Origin of the sequence: Polaribacter ponticola (assembly GCF_026191475.2) — a bacterium.
Taxonomy (GTDB): Bacteria; Bacteroidota; Bacteroidia; order Flavobacteriales; family Flavobacteriaceae; genus Polaribacter; species Polaribacter ponticola.
In genome coordinates, this window is the sequence record NZ_JAOSLC020000002.1 from 56,767 (window position 1) to 76,091 (window position 19,325).

Annotated in this window: 16 protein-coding genes and 1 pseudogene; 6 read left to right on the top strand and 11 right to left on the bottom strand. The window is 27.8% G+C overall.

Going from position 1 to position 19,325, the window contains the following annotated elements; all coding sequences use genetic code 11:
* Positions 1 to 17: 17 nt before the first annotated feature.
* From N5A56_RS00570 to N5A56_RS00590, 5 genes are all read left to right on the top strand, one after another.
* A complete protein-coding gene (locus N5A56_RS00570) occupies positions 18 to 3,008 on the top strand; it encodes a tetratricopeptide repeat protein (RefSeq protein WP_265724262.1) in 2,991 nt (996 codons plus the stop codon).
* A gap of 416 nt (positions 3,009 to 3,424) precedes the next feature.
* Entirely contained in the window at positions 3,425 to 5,203 is a 1,779-nt protein-coding gene (locus tag N5A56_RS00575) for a DUF4838 domain-containing protein (RefSeq protein ID WP_337994750.1), read from the top strand.
* 20 nt (positions 5,204 to 5,223) lie between these two features.
* The gene (locus N5A56_RS00580; RefSeq protein ID WP_265724260.1) at positions 5,224 to 5,751 is read left to right on the top strand and encodes a DUF1573 domain-containing protein; all 528 of its coding nucleotides are present in this window, start codon (positions 5,224 to 5,226) and stop codon (positions 5,749 to 5,751) included.
* A 20-nt stretch (positions 5,752 to 5,771) separates the two neighbouring features.
* On the top strand, positions 5,772 to 6,146 hold the full coding sequence (locus N5A56_RS00585; RefSeq protein WP_265724259.1) for a LysM peptidoglycan-binding domain-containing protein: 375 nt from the start codon (positions 5,772 to 5,774) through the stop codon (positions 6,144 to 6,146).
* A 79-nt stretch (positions 6,147 to 6,225) separates the two neighbouring features.
* Complete coding sequence (locus N5A56_RS00590; RefSeq protein WP_265724258.1) at positions 6,226 to 6,828, top strand: hypothetical protein; 603 nt, start codon at positions 6,226 to 6,228, stop codon at positions 6,826 to 6,828.
* Between the two features lie 265 nt (positions 6,829 to 7,093).
* Here N5A56_RS00590 and rlmF read toward each other — a convergent pair whose 3' ends face one another.
* Positions 7,094 to 7,948 (bottom strand): 23S rRNA (adenine(1618)-N(6))-methyltransferase RlmF, encoded by an 855-nt coding sequence (gene rlmF / locus N5A56_RS00595; RefSeq protein WP_265724257.1) that lies wholly within the window; start codon positions 7,946 to 7,948, stop codon positions 7,094 to 7,096.
* Positions 7,948 to 9,540, bottom strand: coding sequence for a bacillithiol biosynthesis cysteine-adding enzyme BshC (gene bshC, locus N5A56_RS00600; protein WP_274270124.1), 1,593 nt, complete (start codon positions 9,538 to 9,540; stop codon positions 7,948 to 7,950). The genes rlmF and bshC overlap by 1 nt, the downstream gene beginning before the upstream one ends.
* 213 nt (positions 9,541 to 9,753) lie before the next feature.
* Between bshC and N5A56_RS00605 the strand changes: the two genes are divergently transcribed.
* Entirely contained in the window at positions 9,754 to 12,222 is a 2,469-nt protein-coding gene (locus tag N5A56_RS00605) for a M14 family metallopeptidase (RefSeq protein ID WP_265726081.1), read from the top strand.
* 56 nt (positions 12,223 to 12,278) lie between these two features.
* On the opposite strand, the gene N5A56_RS00610 is transcribed toward N5A56_RS00605, so the two are convergent.
* From N5A56_RS00610 to N5A56_RS00650, 9 genes and pseudogenes are all read right to left on the bottom strand, one after another.
* Positions 12,279 to 12,746 (bottom strand): hypothetical protein, encoded by a 468-nt coding sequence (locus N5A56_RS00610; protein WP_265724256.1) that lies wholly within the window; start codon positions 12,744 to 12,746, stop codon positions 12,279 to 12,281.
* Positions 12,747 to 13,001: 255 nt separating this feature from the next.
* Complete coding sequence (locus tag N5A56_RS00615) at positions 13,002 to 13,736, bottom strand: Dph6-related ATP pyrophosphatase (protein WP_265724255.1); 735 nt, start codon at positions 13,734 to 13,736, stop codon at positions 13,002 to 13,004.
* Between the two features lie 48 nt (positions 13,737 to 13,784).
* Positions 13,785 to 15,137 (bottom strand): 30S ribosomal protein S12 methylthiotransferase RimO, encoded by a 1,353-nt coding sequence (rimO, locus tag N5A56_RS00620; RefSeq protein ID WP_265724254.1) that lies wholly within the window; start codon positions 15,135 to 15,137, stop codon positions 13,785 to 13,787.
* Between the two features lie 233 nt (positions 15,138 to 15,370).
* Positions 15,371 to 16,344, bottom strand: a pseudogene (gene ftsY / locus N5A56_RS00625) (signal recognition particle-docking protein FtsY).
* Between the two features lie 260 nt (positions 16,345 to 16,604).
* A complete protein-coding gene (locus N5A56_RS00630; RefSeq protein WP_265724253.1) occupies positions 16,605 to 16,757 on the bottom strand; it encodes a DUF4295 domain-containing protein in 153 nt (50 codons plus the stop codon).
* Positions 16,758 to 16,808: 51 nt separating this feature from the next.
* The gene (rpmG, locus tag N5A56_RS00635; RefSeq protein WP_026775116.1) at positions 16,809 to 16,991 is read right to left on the bottom strand and encodes a 50S ribosomal protein L33; all 183 of its coding nucleotides are present in this window, start codon (positions 16,989 to 16,991) and stop codon (positions 16,809 to 16,811) included.
* A gap of 27 nt (positions 16,992 to 17,018) precedes the next feature.
* Positions 17,019 to 17,258, bottom strand: coding sequence for a 50S ribosomal protein L28 (gene rpmB, locus N5A56_RS00640; protein ID WP_265724252.1), 240 nt, complete (start codon positions 17,256 to 17,258; stop codon positions 17,019 to 17,021).
* An 81-nt stretch (positions 17,259 to 17,339) separates the two neighbouring features.
* Positions 17,340 to 18,584, bottom strand: a complete 1,245-nt coding sequence (locus N5A56_RS00645) for a competence/damage-inducible protein A (protein ID WP_265724251.1) — start codon at positions 18,582 to 18,584, stop codon at positions 17,340 to 17,342.
* A 91-nt stretch (positions 18,585 to 18,675) separates the two neighbouring features.
* Entirely contained in the window at positions 18,676 to 19,284 is a 609-nt protein-coding gene (locus N5A56_RS00650) for a fumarylacetoacetate hydrolase family protein (RefSeq protein WP_265724250.1), read from the bottom strand.
* Positions 19,285 to 19,325 lie beyond the last annotated feature (41 nt).

Consider the following 19,325-nt stretch of genomic DNA (forward strand, 5'->3'; position numbering starts at 1 on the left):
TACTACAAAATATAAGTATGAAAACGAATAAGCTATTTTACATCTTTGTATTATTTGCATTAAATCAAATAAATACATACTCTCAAGTATATGATTCTTCAGATTTATATTTCGAAGAAGCTAGAGCAGATATTAGAGCTCAGAATTTTACCAAAGCTGCTAAAATGAGTTGGAGAGGTTTACAATTAGCTCCAGAAGATTTAGATTTAAAAACACTACTTGGTAAAGCCAATTTAGAGCTTGGTAGATATGATACAGCTAGATATGTACTTAAACAGGTTTACTTAAAAAGGAGAAAAGATATTGAAGTTTTAGAGTACTTGGTAAAAATTGAACATACTACTAAAAGATATTCTGATGCTATTTGTTTTGTTAACGAATTATTAGAAATTACCCCATATAGTAGAGGTTGGTGGATGAGAAAAATAGTTATTTATCAAGAAATGGGGAACTATGAAGAGGCTGAAAGAGCCTTAAAAAGATTATATCAATTATACCCAAATGATACTGAAATAGAAGACCAATATAATTATATAAGACTTAGAGACGCAAATGTTGCTTTAGAAGGTAAAAACTATAATAAATCTAACGAGATTTATAAAACTATTATAGATAACAACCCTGACAATAAAGATGCATATTTAGGTATCATTAGAAATGAATTAGCAAAAGGAAACCCAGAAGCAGCTCTACAATATACGAATAGATCTTTATTAGAGTTACCAGGAGATAGAGTATTAATAGAGAAAAAAATTGGTTTATTAGAAACTCTAGGTAGACATGCAGAAGCAATATCTTTTATAAATAGCCCTAAAGTTCCAAAAAGTAAATTTCCAGATATTCATTCTAGAACGTTGCCTTATTTAATGCAGCAAACTGCTAGTTTTAATGAATATAATGATTCTTATGAAGTTAACAAAAGATTGGTTGAATTAAATGGTAATTCAGAATCTCAAGATTACGTTATAAAAAATTCATTAGGAAAAGGGTATGATGTAGATGCTGAATATTTTTTAAAAAAAGCATTAAAAAGAAGTCCTAACAATAAGAAGTTAAGAATTCAATTAATGGAGCTTTATAAGCCCATGAAGACTTTAGAAAACTACGAAAGAGAAGTTAAATTAAATCACGAACAATTTCCTAATGATTCTGATGTAACCTTTGCCTTTAATACAATGATGTATAGAAAAGGTAAAGAATATACTGAAAATAAACAATACGATCTTGCATTACCTATTTTTACTGAACTAACCTCTTTTCCTGATTTTACTAAAGAAGCAGAACAGCAAATTTTTGGTATTCTTTTAGAATTAGGTAGACTTGATGAAGCCGAAGACCAAATTGATAAACTAATAGGTTTAGACTCAGAAAACCCCGATTATTTAGTTAGAAAATCTACTCTATACCAAAGAATGGGGCTTTATGAAGATGCACTTGATATAACAAGGAGTTTAGAGCAAAAATTTCCATTAAATTTAAGATATCCTTCAATTTATGTTAGTCAAGTAGAAGCTTATGCTACTTTTTTAATGAAAGAACAAAGATATAGTAAAGTATTACCAGTAATAGAAGATGGTTTAACAAGAGAAAACAATAACAAAAGGTTATTAGATATGGCTATTAATGCCTCTTCTGCAATACCAGATTACCCGAAAGGAATAAATTATAGCTTAAGTGCTTTGAGTTTTTATCCTAAAAACAAAAATTTTAAGTTAAAACTAACAGATTTATATACTCAAAACAAAGAATACGATAAAGCTTTAACTATTTTAGACACTTTAAAAACTACTTATCAATATGATAGAAAAATAAAAAATGCAGAAGCAGAAATTTTATTTTTTAGGGCTAAAAATCAAGAGGAAAATGGTTTAATAGATGAAGCATTAGCAAATTACGATTCTGCTTATACATTAAACCCTGCAGATGAAGGTTCTTTAATGAGAATGATAAACCTACACATTACTCAAAAACCTAATGACGAATCTTTAGAGTTTATAAATGCCAAAATAAAAAAGAATCCAAATGACAATTTCTTAAAATACAAAAAAGGTGTTGTTTTTGAATTATTGAAACAATACGACTCTGCATATTATTATCAAAAGTTTAGAAAATTAGATAATCCCTATGAGCAAATTGAATGGAATCATACTTTAGAAACAATTAGAGCTGGAAATCTTAAAAACGAACTAGCAGTTACTTATTTAAAAGCAACCTCAGATTCTGTTGCATTTAATACTTCTTTAGCAAGTTTAAATTATAGAAGAAAAGATGGTAAAAACACTTATGGTGCAGATATAAATTATGCAGCTAGAAGATCTGGTGTTGGGGTTCAAGGAGGAGTAAACTTAGCTCGAATATTTACTGAAACTTTGTATGCTGATGCAGGAATATTAATTGGATCTAAATTTTTTCCAAAATTTAAATTGTATGGAAATGCATATAAAGGTTTCAAAAATGGTTATGAAGCCCAAGTTGGAGTTAGTTATGATCGATTACAAAATGATCAGAACTATTTTACTTTAAAATTAGGTGCTGCCAAAACTTGGCAAGACATTTGGGTTAATGCAAGATTATCTTTAATGAATACGAGTCCTTCATTTTTTCAACGAAACCCAACTACTGGAGAAATATTAACAGAAACAGTTACTGTTAATGGTGAACCTGTCGTAAGAAATTTGACATATACAGAAAGTCTTTTTTATACTAATTTAATGGTACAAACAAGAATTAATGTAAATGCACGAAAGGATTATTTTTCTGTAATAGCTTCTGGTGGTAGTGCTCCTTTTGATCAACAATTAGAGTTTCAAACAAATACGTTTTTAAATTTTACAAATGTAATGATTGGTGCAGGTTATAAATATCATATGACGCCTAGAACATCAATTTTAGTAGATGGTACTTGGATAAACTTTCAAAGTAGTCAAACAACTCTTGATTCTATAATTACTGAAACTTTCTTTACTAATCAATATAATATTTCTGTAACATTAATTACAACATTTTAAGAATTCTACTTAACAATGAAGTTAGTAAAGTACATTTATATCGTTATGTTTTTTTAAGCCTCACTGCATGTGCTCAAAATAAAGTTACATTTTATTCTAAAAAACATAAAATTTTTCCTAAAATAAGTATTCCTCTTAATGCTGATAAGCTTCTAAGTAATGCTGCTAATGAATTTAATAACAATTTTAGAACCCTAACTGGCCAATATTTAACTATAGAGAGAGGAAATAGTCTAAATAAAAATTACAATTATATTCTTATTAGAGTAAATCCTACTCAAAAAGATAATTATTGTTTATATAAAAAAGGAAGAAACATTACTATTCAAGGTAAAACAACACAAGATTTAACTTATGGAATAGGTACTTTTTTTAAAGACTTTACAGGTTTAAGTTTTAATGATACTAAGAATACAATTAAAACATACAACACCAAAACAGAAATAGACATCCCTTATGAATTTAGTGTCTGTTCCTCTCCTCATTTTGAATATAGAGAACCTTACTTCTTTACAAGTTTCGATCCTAAGTTTAGAGTTTTTAACAAAACTAATTATCTAGAATTAGAATGGGGAATTTGGGGGCATAATTTAAATAAAGTTTTAAAAGGTAAAGATTTACCTAAATCAATTTATGCTAAGGTTGGTAATAAAAGATTAGAAAATCAATATTGTTTTACAAGTGATAGTTTATTTAAATATGTAAATGAAAGTGTAAAAAATATTTATGATAGTGATCATGCATTGTCAAAATATATGATTTTACCTAATGACAACTCTATAGTTTGCACTTGTAGTACTTGTAAAGCAGTTGGTAATTCAAGTAAAGATGCAGCTCCTGCAGTTTTTACTTTCTTAAATAAGCTTGCTAAAAATTATAAAAACTTATCTTTTTTTACTACTGCTTATATAACTATAAAAGATATCCCTAGGTTTAAAGCAGCAAATAATGTAGGTGTTTTTTATAGCACTATAGATTTCCAAAAAGGTGTTCCTTTAGAAAATACTAAGTTTTTTAATACATTTGAAGAGGATATTAAAAACTGGAGAAAATATTTAGACTATGTTTATATTTGGGATTATGCAGTAAATTATGATAACTACTTTGATATTTACCCATCCTTAAAAGTTACACAACAAAACTTAAAACTATATAAAAAATTAGGTATAAAAGGTGTATTTATTCATGGTAGCGAATATGAATACAGTACATTTCAAGATTTAAAATCTACAATTTTAGCTAAACTTTTATGGGATACAAACATTGATATAGATGAAGAAATCAACTCATATTTTAATTCAAAGTTTTCAAAAAAACTAGCAAATTCTTTAAGCAATTATTATTCATTTATAGATAACTCATTCTTTCTTAATAAAAATGAGTTAAGTATATATAGCGGAATAGGTAAATCTGTAAAAAAATATTTAGATCCTAAAGTGTTCTTTAGTTTTTATAATGAGTTTGATTTACATACCCAAATAAATAAATATGATAAAGATTATTTAAGAATAGCTACTGCTCTTACTTTTCTAAAACTAGAAATAATGAGAGATTCTGGTATTGGTACTTATGGTTTTGCTACTTTAAATAATAATAAAGAAATCATCGTTAAAAATGAAGCAGCCTTACTTTTAGACAAACTAAATGCCTATAGTAAATCTGCTAACCTTACTACTTACAACGAAAGAAATTATCAAATTGACGATTATATAAACAGTTGGAGAAAAACGATTTACAAGTACCATAAAAGAAAACATTATTTTTATAAAAAACCATTTGAAGTCTTATCAAAATTAGATGAAGACTATACAGATATTACTGTTTTAAATGATGCCGCTTTTGGTTTAAAAGATTATAATACTAATTGGCATATAAGTTCTCTAGATAATTTAGTTTTAAAAATTGACAAGTTACAGATAACAAAATCTAAACAAATTACGTTTTCATTTTTACAAGACTCCAAACATCATATATTTTATCCTAGTTCAATTGAAATTTTAGATACTGATTTTAAATTAATTAAAAAGCATAATTTAATACCTGATAATACTATTTTAAACACGAAAGAGGTAACTATAATTTTACCAACAGAGTTTGATGATGAACAGCTAACTAAAAAATTTATTATTAAGATTAACAAAAATAAAATAGATGGAAAAAATGCTTTAGCATGCGATGAAATCATCTTTAATTAAAAATTATTAAATTTACAGTAATGAAAAATATATTCTGGCTCTTATTAATTGTTCTTTTATCTTCCTCATGCGAGTTTAGAAAACCAGATATTGAAAATGTTGAAAAAACAAAAATGGAGATAGTGGACCCAGAAAGAAGCTACTATCCTATTATACGAGGTTCTGAACTTACTGCGTCTTATAAATTTTATAATAGAGGGAATGAGCCTTTAATTATATATGATGTACAAGCCTCATGTGGATGTATTGAAGTAGAATTCCCTTCTTCTTCTATTGGTAAAGACGATTTTGGATTTATAAATATAGATTATGATAGTGCCAAGAATATTGGGTATGTAGAATTTTATATAACAATTGTTGCCAATACAGAAAAAGATGTTTTTAGTACTATTAAATTCGATTTAACGGTTGTAACATCTCCACATTATACTCAAGATTACGAAGAAATATATTTAGATAGAAGAAAGAAAAAGTTGGCTGGAGAAGTTGATGGTGATTTAACAGAACAGGGGTATATGACTCCTGATGAAACTAAAACAGTTAGATAATTTAATAAAAAAATAAAACAATGAAAGCAAAATATCAAAGTGTACTAGATTTAGGACAAGAATTAGAAATTCAGAATGGTAATGTAAACGAAGAAAACGGTGTTTTACATGTTTCAGGAACTGCAAAGAACCAATATGAAAAAAACCTACTTTGGGATAAAATTAAAGAAATTGGTGGTGATAATCCTACAGATATAGTTGCAGATATTTTAATTGCTGACGAATCTGTTTATGCTAACCATACAGTAAAAAGTGGCGATACTCTAGGTAAAATAGCAAAACAATACTATGGTAATGCAATGAAATATACTGCTATTTTTGAAGCTAATACTAATATCTTAAAAAACCCTGATGTTATTCATCCAGGTCAAGAATTGGTAATACCAAATATATAATATAATTAATAAGATTTAGAAAACCGAAACAAATAGTTTCGGTTTTTTTATATTTGAAAATAAAATTAAGTTTAAAACATTGATCACAAACAAGAAAAAATTTTTCTCAGAAATTATTAAAGCTCTAATTAAGTTAATCATTGCTGGTATATTAATTGGAGTTTTAAAACAATACGATTTAATTATTGCTATACTCCTATTATTAAAAATTACTTATAATATTTACACAGAAATAATAAAACCAAAGTCGAATAAAAATTGGTTGTTATTAGTAGGAATGTTATTAACAGCTTTTGGAGGTATTGTTGGTGAAACTTGGGGTGTAAAAAGTGGTTATTGGGAATATCATGAAGTTACAAGAGAACTACCGTTATGGTTGCCTTTTGCTTGGATTCTTGCTTTTCATTATTTATATAAAGTAGAAAGAAATTTAATTCCGCTTTTAACAAATCAATCTCAAAAAAATAAAATAATTTTAGCAATAGTTCTTGCCTTAATTTTACCCGCTTTTGGAGAAGTAATTACAATTTATTTAGGAGTTTGGACTTATTATTGGCCTTATCAACTACTTGGTGTTCCTTTATATGCTTTTATATGTTTAGTTTTTGTACACATGCTTGTTTACACTCTTTTACATTTTATTTGTAAAAAATACAATATAAACGATCTGGTTTTCAATTAAAATAGAACGCAAAAAAATAACCTTTCTTCATAGAAAAAAAGTTATACTGTTTTCTATTAAATATTTCGCGTATGTCACTTCGAGTGATTTTTATGAAGTGGCAACATAATGAAAATTGTATCGAGAAGCGTTTGATTACTTCTCGATACAAAATTATTTTCCATAACATTTCAAATAATTTCACTCGAAGTGACAATACATTAATGCGAAATAATTACATATAAATCGTATAACTTAATTATTATTCTTTATTAAAATCATCTACTTAATATCTCCAACAAGCAATTCTAGTTACCTTATTTCCTTGATTCATAGCAATAACTTTAAACTCTTTTGCGCCTAATTTTCTAGACGATTTTTGTAAACTATCTATATTATCTTTTTTAGAAACTAAGCTTGTAAACCATTTACTAGATTCTTTAAACAAAGAACTTTCATATAAATAGTTATGCAAAAAAGCTTTTTCGCCACCAACATACCATAACTCATTATTGTTACCAGAAAAATTTCTAACCGCGCTATTACCTAAATTCCTATTTTTACGTTTGTTTGCTCCTTGTGCTTCTTCTGCAGATTTGTAAAAAGGCGGATTACAAATAACAGCAGAAAAAGAATCTTCATCTTTTAAAACACCTTTTAAGATATTATTTTCATCAAACTGCTGGCGTAATTCTATTTTATCACTAAAATTATTATCATCAATATTATCTTGTGATGTGTCTAAAGAGTCTAAATCTATATCTGTGGCAACAAAATCCCAATTATTTTCAGCTACACCTAAAAGTGGATAAATACATGTAGCGCCTGTACCGATATCTAAAATTTTTACATTTTCTTCTTCAGAAAGTAAATCTGTTAAATAAAGAATGTAATCTAATCTACCTGGAATTGGCGGACATAGATTTTCATCAGGAAAGTCCCAAACAGAAATCTTATCATAAGAAAATAATAATGCTTTATTTAATTCTTTTACGGCTTCCGGTATCGAAAAATCAATCGTTACAACATCAAATTTATTCTTAGAAACATAGGCTTCTAATTTAGGATTTGTTTGTATTAACTCTTCAAAATTGTATCCTTTATTAAATTTATTCTTTGGGTGAAGATTTTTTTCTTTCATTATAATTCTACTACTGTAAACTCTAATTGTAAAGGTTTTAAAGCACCTTTTAAAACTTTAATAAATGATTCTCCATATTCTAAATAATATTCAGAAAAGTTACGTTGTCTCTCTTCTAAAGATTGATTAGGAAGAATTTTATTCTGTAATTCTACAATTCTATCAACTAAATCCTTTTGTCTTTTCTTTTCGGCTTTTAACAAACGTTTTTCTAAATTCTCTAATCCTTTAATCTGTTTTCTTTCTTGTGCATTAACTGCATTTACAAAAGAAATATCTGTTTTTTTTGCAACATCTTTTAAATCTGCAAATTGATTTTTTAAAAATTGAATTTTCTCTTTAAAGTTTGTTTTTATTTCTGAATTTTCAATTACTTTTTTGGATAATAAATTATACTGATTTAAAAATAGTTCTTCTAATGAAATATTTAACTTCTTTAATTTACCTGCTTGTTTTTCTGAAACAACTTGAACAGAATTACGCAACAATAAAATAGGAAAAGGAATATTTACTTTTTCGAAATATGCTTTTAACTCAAACCAATACGCCATTTCTCCACCACCACCAATATAACAAAGGTTTGGTAAAATTACCTCTTGATACAAAGGTCTCATAATAACGTTTGGCGAAAAATCTTTAGGTTTTTTATCAACTTCTGCAAGAATTTCTGCTTTGGTAAAAACAATATCTGTGTTATTTACTTTATAAACATTGTTTTCATAAATAATTCGTTCTCTAAAATTATCGCCCAAATAAAACAAATTAATTTCTCTTGGATTTACTTGAATTTTATAATTCTTTTCAAGTTCTAAAATAGATTTAGATACTTCTGTAAATGAAATATTATTTTCTAACTCTTGTTTTACAAACGGATTAAATAATTCTTTTAATTTTTCATCATCACCATCAATAATTACCAAACCAAACTCACCAAACAAATTATTTGCAATAAAACGTGTAGCTTCGGCTAAATTAGAATGCTTTAAATAAGCTTCAGAAAAAAGGTTTTTTAAATATTTTGCGTTTTTAGAATTCCCTAAATGACTTGAAAATACTTCAAAAACATCTTTTAAATCATCAGTTGAAAAACGCCCTACTGCTCCGCCATCTTTTCTATTCCAAGAGACTTTTTTACCATCAAAATTAAAATAATTTATCTCATCAAAATCATGATCTTCTGTTGCCATCCAATAAATTGGGACAAAATTTTGCTCTGGAAATTTTTCTGATAATTCTTCGCATAAATTAATCGTAGAAATAATTTTATATAAGAAATACAAAGGTCCTGTAAATAGGTTTAACTGATGACCTGTAGTAATCGTAAACGTATTTTGTAATTTTAATAAATCTAAATTCTCTTTTGTTTTTTCTGAAGTTTTAACAGCAGAATATTGATTATTTAAAGCATCAACTAAAGTAAACCTACTTTGAAGTCTAAATGATTTTTGCTTTTCTTCTATTTGATTATGGAATCCTGATATATCAGGAAAATTATTATAAAACGGTTTTATATTTTCATTTTTCTCTAAATAATGATGCATTATTTTAGAGAAAAAACCTGTTTTTTGAAAAGGTATTTGTGTTACTTTCATATTTTAAAGGACACAGTTTTGGTAACAGTCAGATTCTGAAATAGAATTCATGTAGTGTTTATTTTTTTGATAAAAATACGATTATTTTATGCTTTGTCGTAAAAACAAAATCAATCTAACTAATTTTTAACATCTCTAAAAATTATCATATTTAAATAGTAGAATTTATTCCTTACTTTTGATTATAATCAAATCTTTATTCATGAAAATTAAATTTTTTTCTTTCTTACATTTTTTACAGTTAGTAGTGTTTTTTCTCAAAGTATAAAATCGCCTTCAGAATTTTTAGGTTACGAAATAGGTACTCGTTTTACAAGACACCACAAAGTAGTAGATTATTTTAAATACGTTAGCAATACCTTATCTAATGTTAAACTAGATAAATATGGCGAAACAAATGAACATAGACCTTTGTATTTAGCTTATATATCATCCGAAGAAAATATAAAAAACATAGAGAATATTAGAAAATCTAATTTATCTCAAACAGGAATTATAGAAGACAAAACTAAGAATAAAAAAGCTATTATTTGGTTAAGTTATAATGTACATGGTAACGAAGCATCTAGTACAGAAGCCTCTATGTTAACCATTTATGAATTAGTAACTAATAAAAAACCATGGTTAGAAAATACGGTGGTAATTATAGATCCTTGTATAAATCCTGATGGTAGAGATCGTTATGTTAATTGGTACAACCAAGTTAAAAGTACGCCTTTTAATAGCATGCAAGATGCAAAAGAACATCGTGAACCTTGGCCTAGTGGAAGACCAAATCATTATTTATTTGATTTAAATAGAGATTGGGCTTGGGCAACTCAAATAGAATCTAAACAAAGAATTAAAATGTACAACAAATGGATGCCACATGTACATGTAGATTTTCATGAACAAGGTATTAATAGTCCGTATTATTTTGCGCCTGCAGCAGAACCTTTTCATGAGATAATTTCTGATTGGCAACGTAGTTTTCAAACTCAAATTGGAAAAAATCACGCAAAATATTTCGATAAAGAAGGCTGGTTATATTTTACAAAAGAGAGTTTCGATTTGTTATACCCAAGTTATGGCGATACGTATCCTACTTTTATGGGAGCAATTGGTATGACTTATGAACAAGCAGGACATGGAAGAGCGGGTTTAAGTATACATACTGATGAAGGAGAAGTTTTAACTTTAAAAGCTAGAGCAATCCATCATATGACAACTGGTTTATCTACTATTGAAATTTCTTCTAAAAATGCAGAAAAATTAAATTCTGAATTCAGAAAATTCTTCGATACTAAAAAAGTAACCTACAAGAGTTATGTGTTAAAAAACGAAAATGATGATAAAACAAATCGTTTAAAAAAGTTATTAGATACACATGAAATTGAATACGAATTTGCAAATAAAGGAACTGTAAAAGGGTATAATTTTAATTCGCAGAAAGAAGAAAAAATGAATACTTCTAATGGTGATTTAGTGATTCATACAAATCAACCAAAAGGGAAAATGGTAAAGGTTTTGTTTGAACCTAAAGCAAAATTAGTAGATTCTTTAACCTATGATATTACTGCTTGGTCTTTACCTTATGCACACGGTTTTAATGCAATTGCTTCTAAAAGCAAAATAAGTTCTACAAAAAATTCATCAGTAAAAAATAATATAAATAATATTGATAAAAGTGCCTATGCATACATTTCTAAATGGAATAGTTTAGAAGATGCTACTTTTTTAGGTGCTCTTTTACAACAAAATATTACACCTCGTTTTTCTAGCAAATCATTTTCTATTAATGGTAAAACTTATAAAAGTGGAAGCTTAATTATTTTAAGAAATGATAATAAAAATTTAAATTTTGATAACAAACTAATAGAAATTGCTAACAAGAATAAAAGAGAAATTACAGCTGTTTCAACAGGATTTGTAGATGCTGGTTTAGATTTTGGGTCTTATTCTGTAAAGCCAATTAACAAACAAAAGGTTGCCTTACTTTCTGGTAAAGGAACTTCTTCTTTAAGCTTTGGAGAGATCTGGCACTTTTTTGAAACTGAATTAAAATATCCTTTAACCATTTTAAATTCTGATTATTTTAGTAGCGTTAACTTTTCTAAATATGATGTAATTATTATCCCAAATGGTTATTATAGTCGCGTTTTAAATAAAAAAACTTTAGAAAAACTAACTTCTTTTGTGAGTTCTGGTGGCACTTTAATTGCAATCGGGAATGCGTTAAGTAGTTTTGCTGATAAAAAAGGTTTTTCATTAAAAAAGAAAGAAGGTGAGAAAAAAGACACTACCAAGTCTAACTTAATTCCTTTTGCAGAACAAGAGCGTAAAAATGTAGCTAACTTAATAACAGGAGCCATTTTTAAGAGTAAAGTAGATGTTACACATCCTTTAGCTTTTGGCTACAAAAACGAATATTTTTCTTTAAAACTAAGTGGATCAACCTATAATTATTTAAATGATGGCGTAAATGTTGCCTATTTTGATAAAGAAACACAAAATGTTTCTGGTTATGCTGGTAGTAAAGCTATTAAAAATATTCCTGAATCTTTATTATTTGGAGAAGAACAAAAAGGAAGTGGTAGCATTATTTATATGGTTGATAATCCTCTTTTTAGATCTTTTTGGGAAAATGGAAAGCTCTTTTTAGCAAATGCAGTTTTCTTACTGAACTCTGATAAACTAAAATAATAGAAAATAAAAAAACCACTCTAACAAGAGTGGTTTTTAAGTTTAAACTATTTTGTTTAGAACCCGAAGCTAACTCCAATCATTGGTAGAACTCCTCCTCCATTTATTTCTGAATGATATTTTACAACTGCTAATAAATTCATACTATCGGATAATGAATATATAGCTCCTGCTCCTCCAGTAAAACCCGTATTACTTGCAGAGACACCAGTTGCACTTACACTGTTAATAGAAATACCTCCTGTTAGAAACCAATTAAAGCTTTCATCTCCTAAATAATAACGAGCATCTAAGTCAAATTGTGTTGATGTAATTCCGCTACCTACAAAATAATAAGTATAACTTGGAGCTGCAGAAATATTGTCTGCAAAAACATATTCAATTCCAGCTGTGACTCCTAAATCCGAACCGGATGCTAACGGGTACGAAACACCGGCAAAACCATTAAAATCTCCTTTTTCTTGCGCAAGTAGCACACAAGAAAATAATAATGCAATTCCTAATAATAATTTTTTAAAATTCATATCATTTTTTATTTAGTTAATACTTAACAAATTAAAAGAAACAAATTAAATAAAAAAATACGGCAAATGCCGTATTTGATTAAAACCTATTAATTATCTATTTCTAGCTCTAAACCCATGATAATAACATCTTCTACATAAACTTGATATATACAAACTATATAATTTTAATGTTACTCTCTGTTATATCTATTAAGCGTCATTATTTTTATCAAATGAATATTATCTACCTTTTTTATCTAGTAAAGTTTATTACTATCCTTTATATTTCAAGTCGCAATACCAAAATTTAGTATCGTGGTTTGGTACTTCTTTTTCTGGTTGATGGCAATTATCATCTTTATCTTTATGCAAGGTATAAGAACGTAAAACTTTTTCTCCTACAGAAAAATCAATAGGAAACTTAAAAATAGGACCATCAAAAACAAAAGTATGAAACTCACCATTTTCGCCACAAACATCTACATTTTTAGGTAAATCTTTTATAAATTGTTTGTCTATTACTCTACCAACAAACTCTTCTCCTAAAAGCTTCGCATTTACACAAACAGTAATTGCTTTAAACCCTAAATCTAAAAATTCTTGTAATATTTTCTTTGTATCTTTTTTCCAAAGCGGATAAACGCCACTAATATTTACTTCCGCTAATTTAGCATCTCTATATGCTTTTAGATCTTCAAGAAAAATATCACCAAAAACTGAGTGTGTATAACCTTTCTCTAACAAAGAATCCATCGCTTGTTTCATTATTTTTGCATACAAACTCATTGTAACATCAGCAGGAAATGCGATCGTTTTTAGATTAATACCAATAGATTCTACTTGCTTAAATAACAACTCTTTTCTAAGACCATGCATAGAAACTCTATCAAAATCTTTATTAATAGTTGTTACTAATAAATCTAAATTATAATCTGGGTTTTGAAGTGTTTTATAAAGGGCTAAAGCGGAATCTTTACCAGAACTCCAATTAAAATAAGTTTTTTTCATAAGAATAATTGCATAAAAAAATCCTACACAAAGTAGGATTTTAATTTTTTATTTCTTTTTTTGATGTAAAGGAACTGGTTTTTCAACTTTAGTAACTGGTGTACCGTGTAAATCGTAATCTCCAGCTTCATGAATTTTTATATCTATAAATTCACCAATTTTAATATAATGTTCTTTTGCATCTACTATAACATCATTATCAACATCAGGAGAATCAGATTCTGTTCTTCCGTAGAAAAACTCACCATCTTTTCTATCAAACAAACATTTAAAAGTTTTTCCAATTTTTTCTTGATTCAATTCCCAAGAAATTTGAGATTGAACTTCCATAATTTCATTTACTCTTTTAAACTTTATATCTGCAGGTACATCATCTTCTAAAACATAAGCTCCTGTATTTTCTTCATGAGAATATTCAAAAGCACCTAAACGTTCAAAACGCATTTCTTCAACCCAATCTTTAAGTTCCTGAAACATTTCTTCTGTTTCACCAGGATAACCAACAATTAATGTAGTTCTAATAGCCATTTCTGGTACTGCTTCTCTAAACTTATGAATTAATGCTGTTGTTTTTTCATGTGTTGTACCACGTTTCATCGATTTTAACAACTCCGTATTAATGTGCTGTAAAGGAATATCTAAATAATTACACACTTTAGGCTCGCGTTTCATCACCTCTAAAACATCCATTGGAAAACCTGTAGGAAAAGCATAATGCATTCGAATCCATTCAATTCCTTCTATTTTAGCTAAGGCTTCTAATAATTGTGCCAATGCTCTTTTTTTGTAGATATCAAGTCCATAATATGTTAAATCTTGAGCGATTAACATTATTTCTTTAATCCCTTTCTCAGCTAATTTTGTAGCTTCAGTAACTATATCTTCAATTGGAGTAGATCTATGTTTACCTCTCATTAATGGAATTGCACAAAACGAACAAGGTCTATCGCAACCTTCTGCAATTTTTAAATATGCATAATGTTTTGGTGTTGTTGTTAAACGTTCTCCAATTAATTCGTGCTTATAATCTGCTTCTAAAGCTTGTAAAAGATTTGGTAAATCGTGCGTACCAAAATATTGATCTACGTTTGTAATTTCTGCTTCTAAATCTGGCTTATAACGCTCACTTAAACAACCAGAAACAAAAACTTTATCTATTTCACCAGCTTCTTTTCTCTTTGCGTAATGTAAAATAGTATCTATAGATTCTTCTTTGGCTTTACCAATAAATCCACAAGTATTAATTACAACTATATTTCCATCATCTTCTGGATCTTCATGTATAACGTCTTTTCCATTAGCTTTTAATTGTCCCATTAACACTTCACTATCGTAAATGTTCTTAGAACAGCCTAAAGTAACTACATTAATCTTATTTTTTTTGATGGTTTTTGTACGCATATCTGTTTTTTTCTGACTGCAAATATACAGCTTAATTAGAGTAATTTTATATAGTTTTAAATTTGGTTATGATAAACAATTTTAATTTATTTCTATATTAAAATATCTTAGTGAGCATTGAGTTAAAAATTATAAAAAGATTGGATATTCAGAAACAGAATATTTACTTTTTAAAAACATAAATAACTCCTTTATGAGGAGTTATTATATGTTTAATTGATTAAATATGTATTTTATTTAAAAAAAGAATCTACAAATTCGTGTTTATTAAATACCTGTAGATCTTCTATACCTTCACCAACACCAATATATTTTACAGGAATTTTAAATTGATCTGAAATTCCAATTACAACTCCACCTTTTGCGGTACCATCTAATTTTGTAACTGCTAAAGAAGTTACTTCAGTTGCCAACGTAAATTGCTTTGCTTGTTCAAAAGCATTTTGACCAGTTGACCCGTCTAAAACTAATAAAACTTCATGTGGAGCATCATCTACAACTTTTTGCATTACACGTTTAATCTTAGTTAACTCATTCATTAAATTAACCTTATTATGTAAACGACCTGCTGTATCTATAATAACAACATCTGCATTTTGTGTTACTGCCGATGCCAAAGTGTCAAAAGCTACAGAAGCAGGATCTGAACCCATTTCTTGCTTTATTATTGGCACATCTGTTCTATCTGCCCATACTTGTAGTTGATCTATTGCTGCTGCTCTAAAAGTATCTGCAGCACCTAAAACAACTTTTAAACCTTGCTTTTTAAACTGTGAAGCTAACTTACCAATTGTTGTTGTTTTACCAACACCATTAATTCCAACAACCATTATAACATATGGTTTCTTACTCCCATCTTTATTTGGTGTTAAGTTAGGTATTTTAAACTCAGTTTCATTTCCTTTATTAGTCTCAGATAAAAGACCAGCAATTTCTTCTCTAAGAATTTTATTTAATTCGTCTGTACCAACATATTTATCTGCAGCTACACGCTCTTCAATTCTTGTAATAATTTTAAGTGTAGTATTTACACCTACATCAGAAGCTACTAAAACTTCTTCTAAATTATCTAAAACATCATCATCTACCTTAGATTTTCCTGCAACGGCTTTAGATAATTTACCAAAGAAACTTTCTTTAGACTTTTCTAATCCTTTATCTAATGTTTCTTTTTTTCTTTTGAAAATATATTTTTAAAAAAACTCATTCTTTATTTTTTATACTACTTAACAATACGTTAAAAAACGTGCCATTAATTTTGATTGGTCAAATTGTCATTAAAACTGACTGTATTAGTGATTTAAACTACATCCTTTTTAGTTTTCATATAAAAAGGTATAATAAACACAACTTTATTCTTAATACTTTCTAAATAAAGTAATCACCTCAAAAATACGGAAATATAAGGCACAAAAAAAACTACTTTCTAAAATAAGAAAGTAGTTTAAATATATTGTCTATAAGTAATTACTTTTTAGCTAAAAAGTCATTTACTTTAGAAGGATCCATAATTGATTCTACAAACATGTATGCTCCTGTTTTTGGAGATCTTACCATTTTTATAGCTTTACTTAATCTTTTAGAAGAAGTTTGTAAAGATGCTACTGTTTTCTTTGCCATTGTGTATGATTTTTTATCTATATGCTCTGTTCTGAGTTCTAGATATATTTATTATTTAATTTCTTTGTGAACAGTCATTTTCTTTAAGATAGGATTGAATTTTTTAATTTCCATTCTATCTGGAGTGTTCTTTTTGTTCTTAGTTGTAATATATCTAGAAGTACCTCTTTCTCCTGAAGCTTTATGCTCTGTACATTCTAAAATTACCTGAACTCTGTTTCCTTTTTTTGCCATCTGTATAAAATTTTAAATCGCTTGAGCTTATTTAGTTAAAAATCCGTTAGCTCTTGCTTCTTTTATTACTGCAGAAATTCCTTTCTTATTAATATTTTTTAAAGCAGATGCAGATACTTTTAATGTAATCCATTTATCTTCTTCTGGGATGAAAAAACGCTTAGTCATAAGATTAGCATCAAACTTCCTTTTGGTTCTATTCATAGCATGAGAAACATTGTTCCCAACCATTGCTTTTTTTCCTGTTAATTCACAAATTCTAGACATCTTCTCGACGGTATTTATAGTGTTATCTCTAAACGAGGTGCAAATCTACAAATAATTCTAATTGTGAACAAAACAATTTTATTAATTTTTTAATATTTCTTTTTGAAGAATTTCTAAGGCCTTATTTACCGTTTTATCAATGACTCTTCCTCGTGGTTTTCCAAAATTAAATTCCTCCACAAAAAACTCGTTATCAGTAGCTAACGCAATAAAAACAACTCCAACACTCTTGTCATTATCATCTGTGGTTGGTCCTGCGTTTCCAGTTACTGCAATTGCATAGTTTGTTTGCAACTTATCTTTAGCATTTATTGCCATTTCTAGTGCAACTTCCTTACTTACAACAGAATGATCTTCTATTGTTTGTTTTGAAACATTTAATAAATTAATTTTTGTTTCTACAGAATAAGTTACAAAACTTCCTTTATAATAAGCTGAAGAGCCAGAAATAGAGACTAAAGTACTTGCGATTTTCCCTCCTGTTAAACTTTCTGCAGTACAAATTGTTTTTCCTTTTTTTGCTAGCAACTCTCCAACAGTTTGTTCAATATTTCCTCCATCATCAATTCCAGTAATAATTTCTGGAATAATTTTATATAACTCAGAAATTTTATCTTGTAAAGTTTCTTGTAAAAGTTTCTTATTGTCTCCTTTAGCAGATAACCTTAAACGCACTTTTCCATAATTTGGCAAATATGCTAACTTAATAAATGGAGGTAAACTATTTTCGAAATCTTCTATTCTCTCTGCTAAAGAACTTTCTCCCATTCCATAAGTCATAATCGTTTTATGAATAATAAACGGTAATTTAAATTGTTGCTGAATTTTAGGCAACACTTTACCTGTCATTAAACCTTTCATTTCATTTGGCACACCTGGTAATGACACAAAGACTGTTTCGTTTTCATAAAACCACATTCCAGGAGCTGTTCCTAAATAATTTTTTAAATACGTTGCTTTAGTTGGCATTAAACCTTGCAACCTATTTAATTCGCCAAATGGGATGTTATATTTTAAAAATAACGTTTTTACATGATTAACTACATCTTCATTTAACTCTAAAGTATCATTAAAATATTCTGCAATTGTATGTTTTGTAATATCATCTTTTGTAGGACCTAATCCACCAGTAACAATAACAATATCTACTCTTTCTTGCGCTTCTTTTAATGCATTTAATATATGTTGCTTATCATCTTGAATAGATGAAATCTGATATACAGAAACTCCAATTTTATTTAATTCGGTTCCAATCCATTGAGAATTTGTATCCACAATTTGACCAATTAAAATCTCATCTCCTATTGTTATAATTTCTGCTTTCATATTTTATAAGTTACAAAGTTGTAACGTTTATAAAGTTTAAAAGTTAAGTCTGAAACTTTCTACTTTTTAACTTTAAAAACTTTTTACTGATTTACTTTACTCTAATATTAAATACCTCTCTACCTTCAATAACTCCTTTTAAAACATCATTTTCTAAAACTTTACCAACTCCTGCTGGTGTTCCTGTAAAAATAATATCTCCTTTTTTTAAGGTAAAATATTGAGAAACATAAGAAATTAATTCATCTGTAGTCCACAACATTTCATTTGTATTTCCATCTTGAACAATTTCATCATTCTTATACAATTGAAATTTTAAATTATTTAAATCGAATTGTTCCTTCGGATAAAATTCCCCAACAACTGCACTTCCATCAAAAGCTTTCGCTTTTTCCCAAGGCAAACCTTTTTCTTTGCATTTGGCTTGTACATCTCTTGCTGTAAGATCGATTCCTAAACCAACTTCGTCATAATACTTATGTGCAAATTTTGCATCTATATGTTTACCAACTTTATTAATTTTTACTAAAACCTCAACTTCATAATGAACATCATTAGAAAATGGAGGAATAAAAAATGGATTCTTTCTTGGTAAAATTGCAGAATCTGGCTTTAAAAAAACAACAGGATTCTCTGGTCTTTCATTCGCTAATTCTTCTATATGTTTTGCGTAATTGCGCCCAATACAAATTATTTTCATTTTTATTTATTGAAAAATTAAATGATTCAAAAATTGAAAAC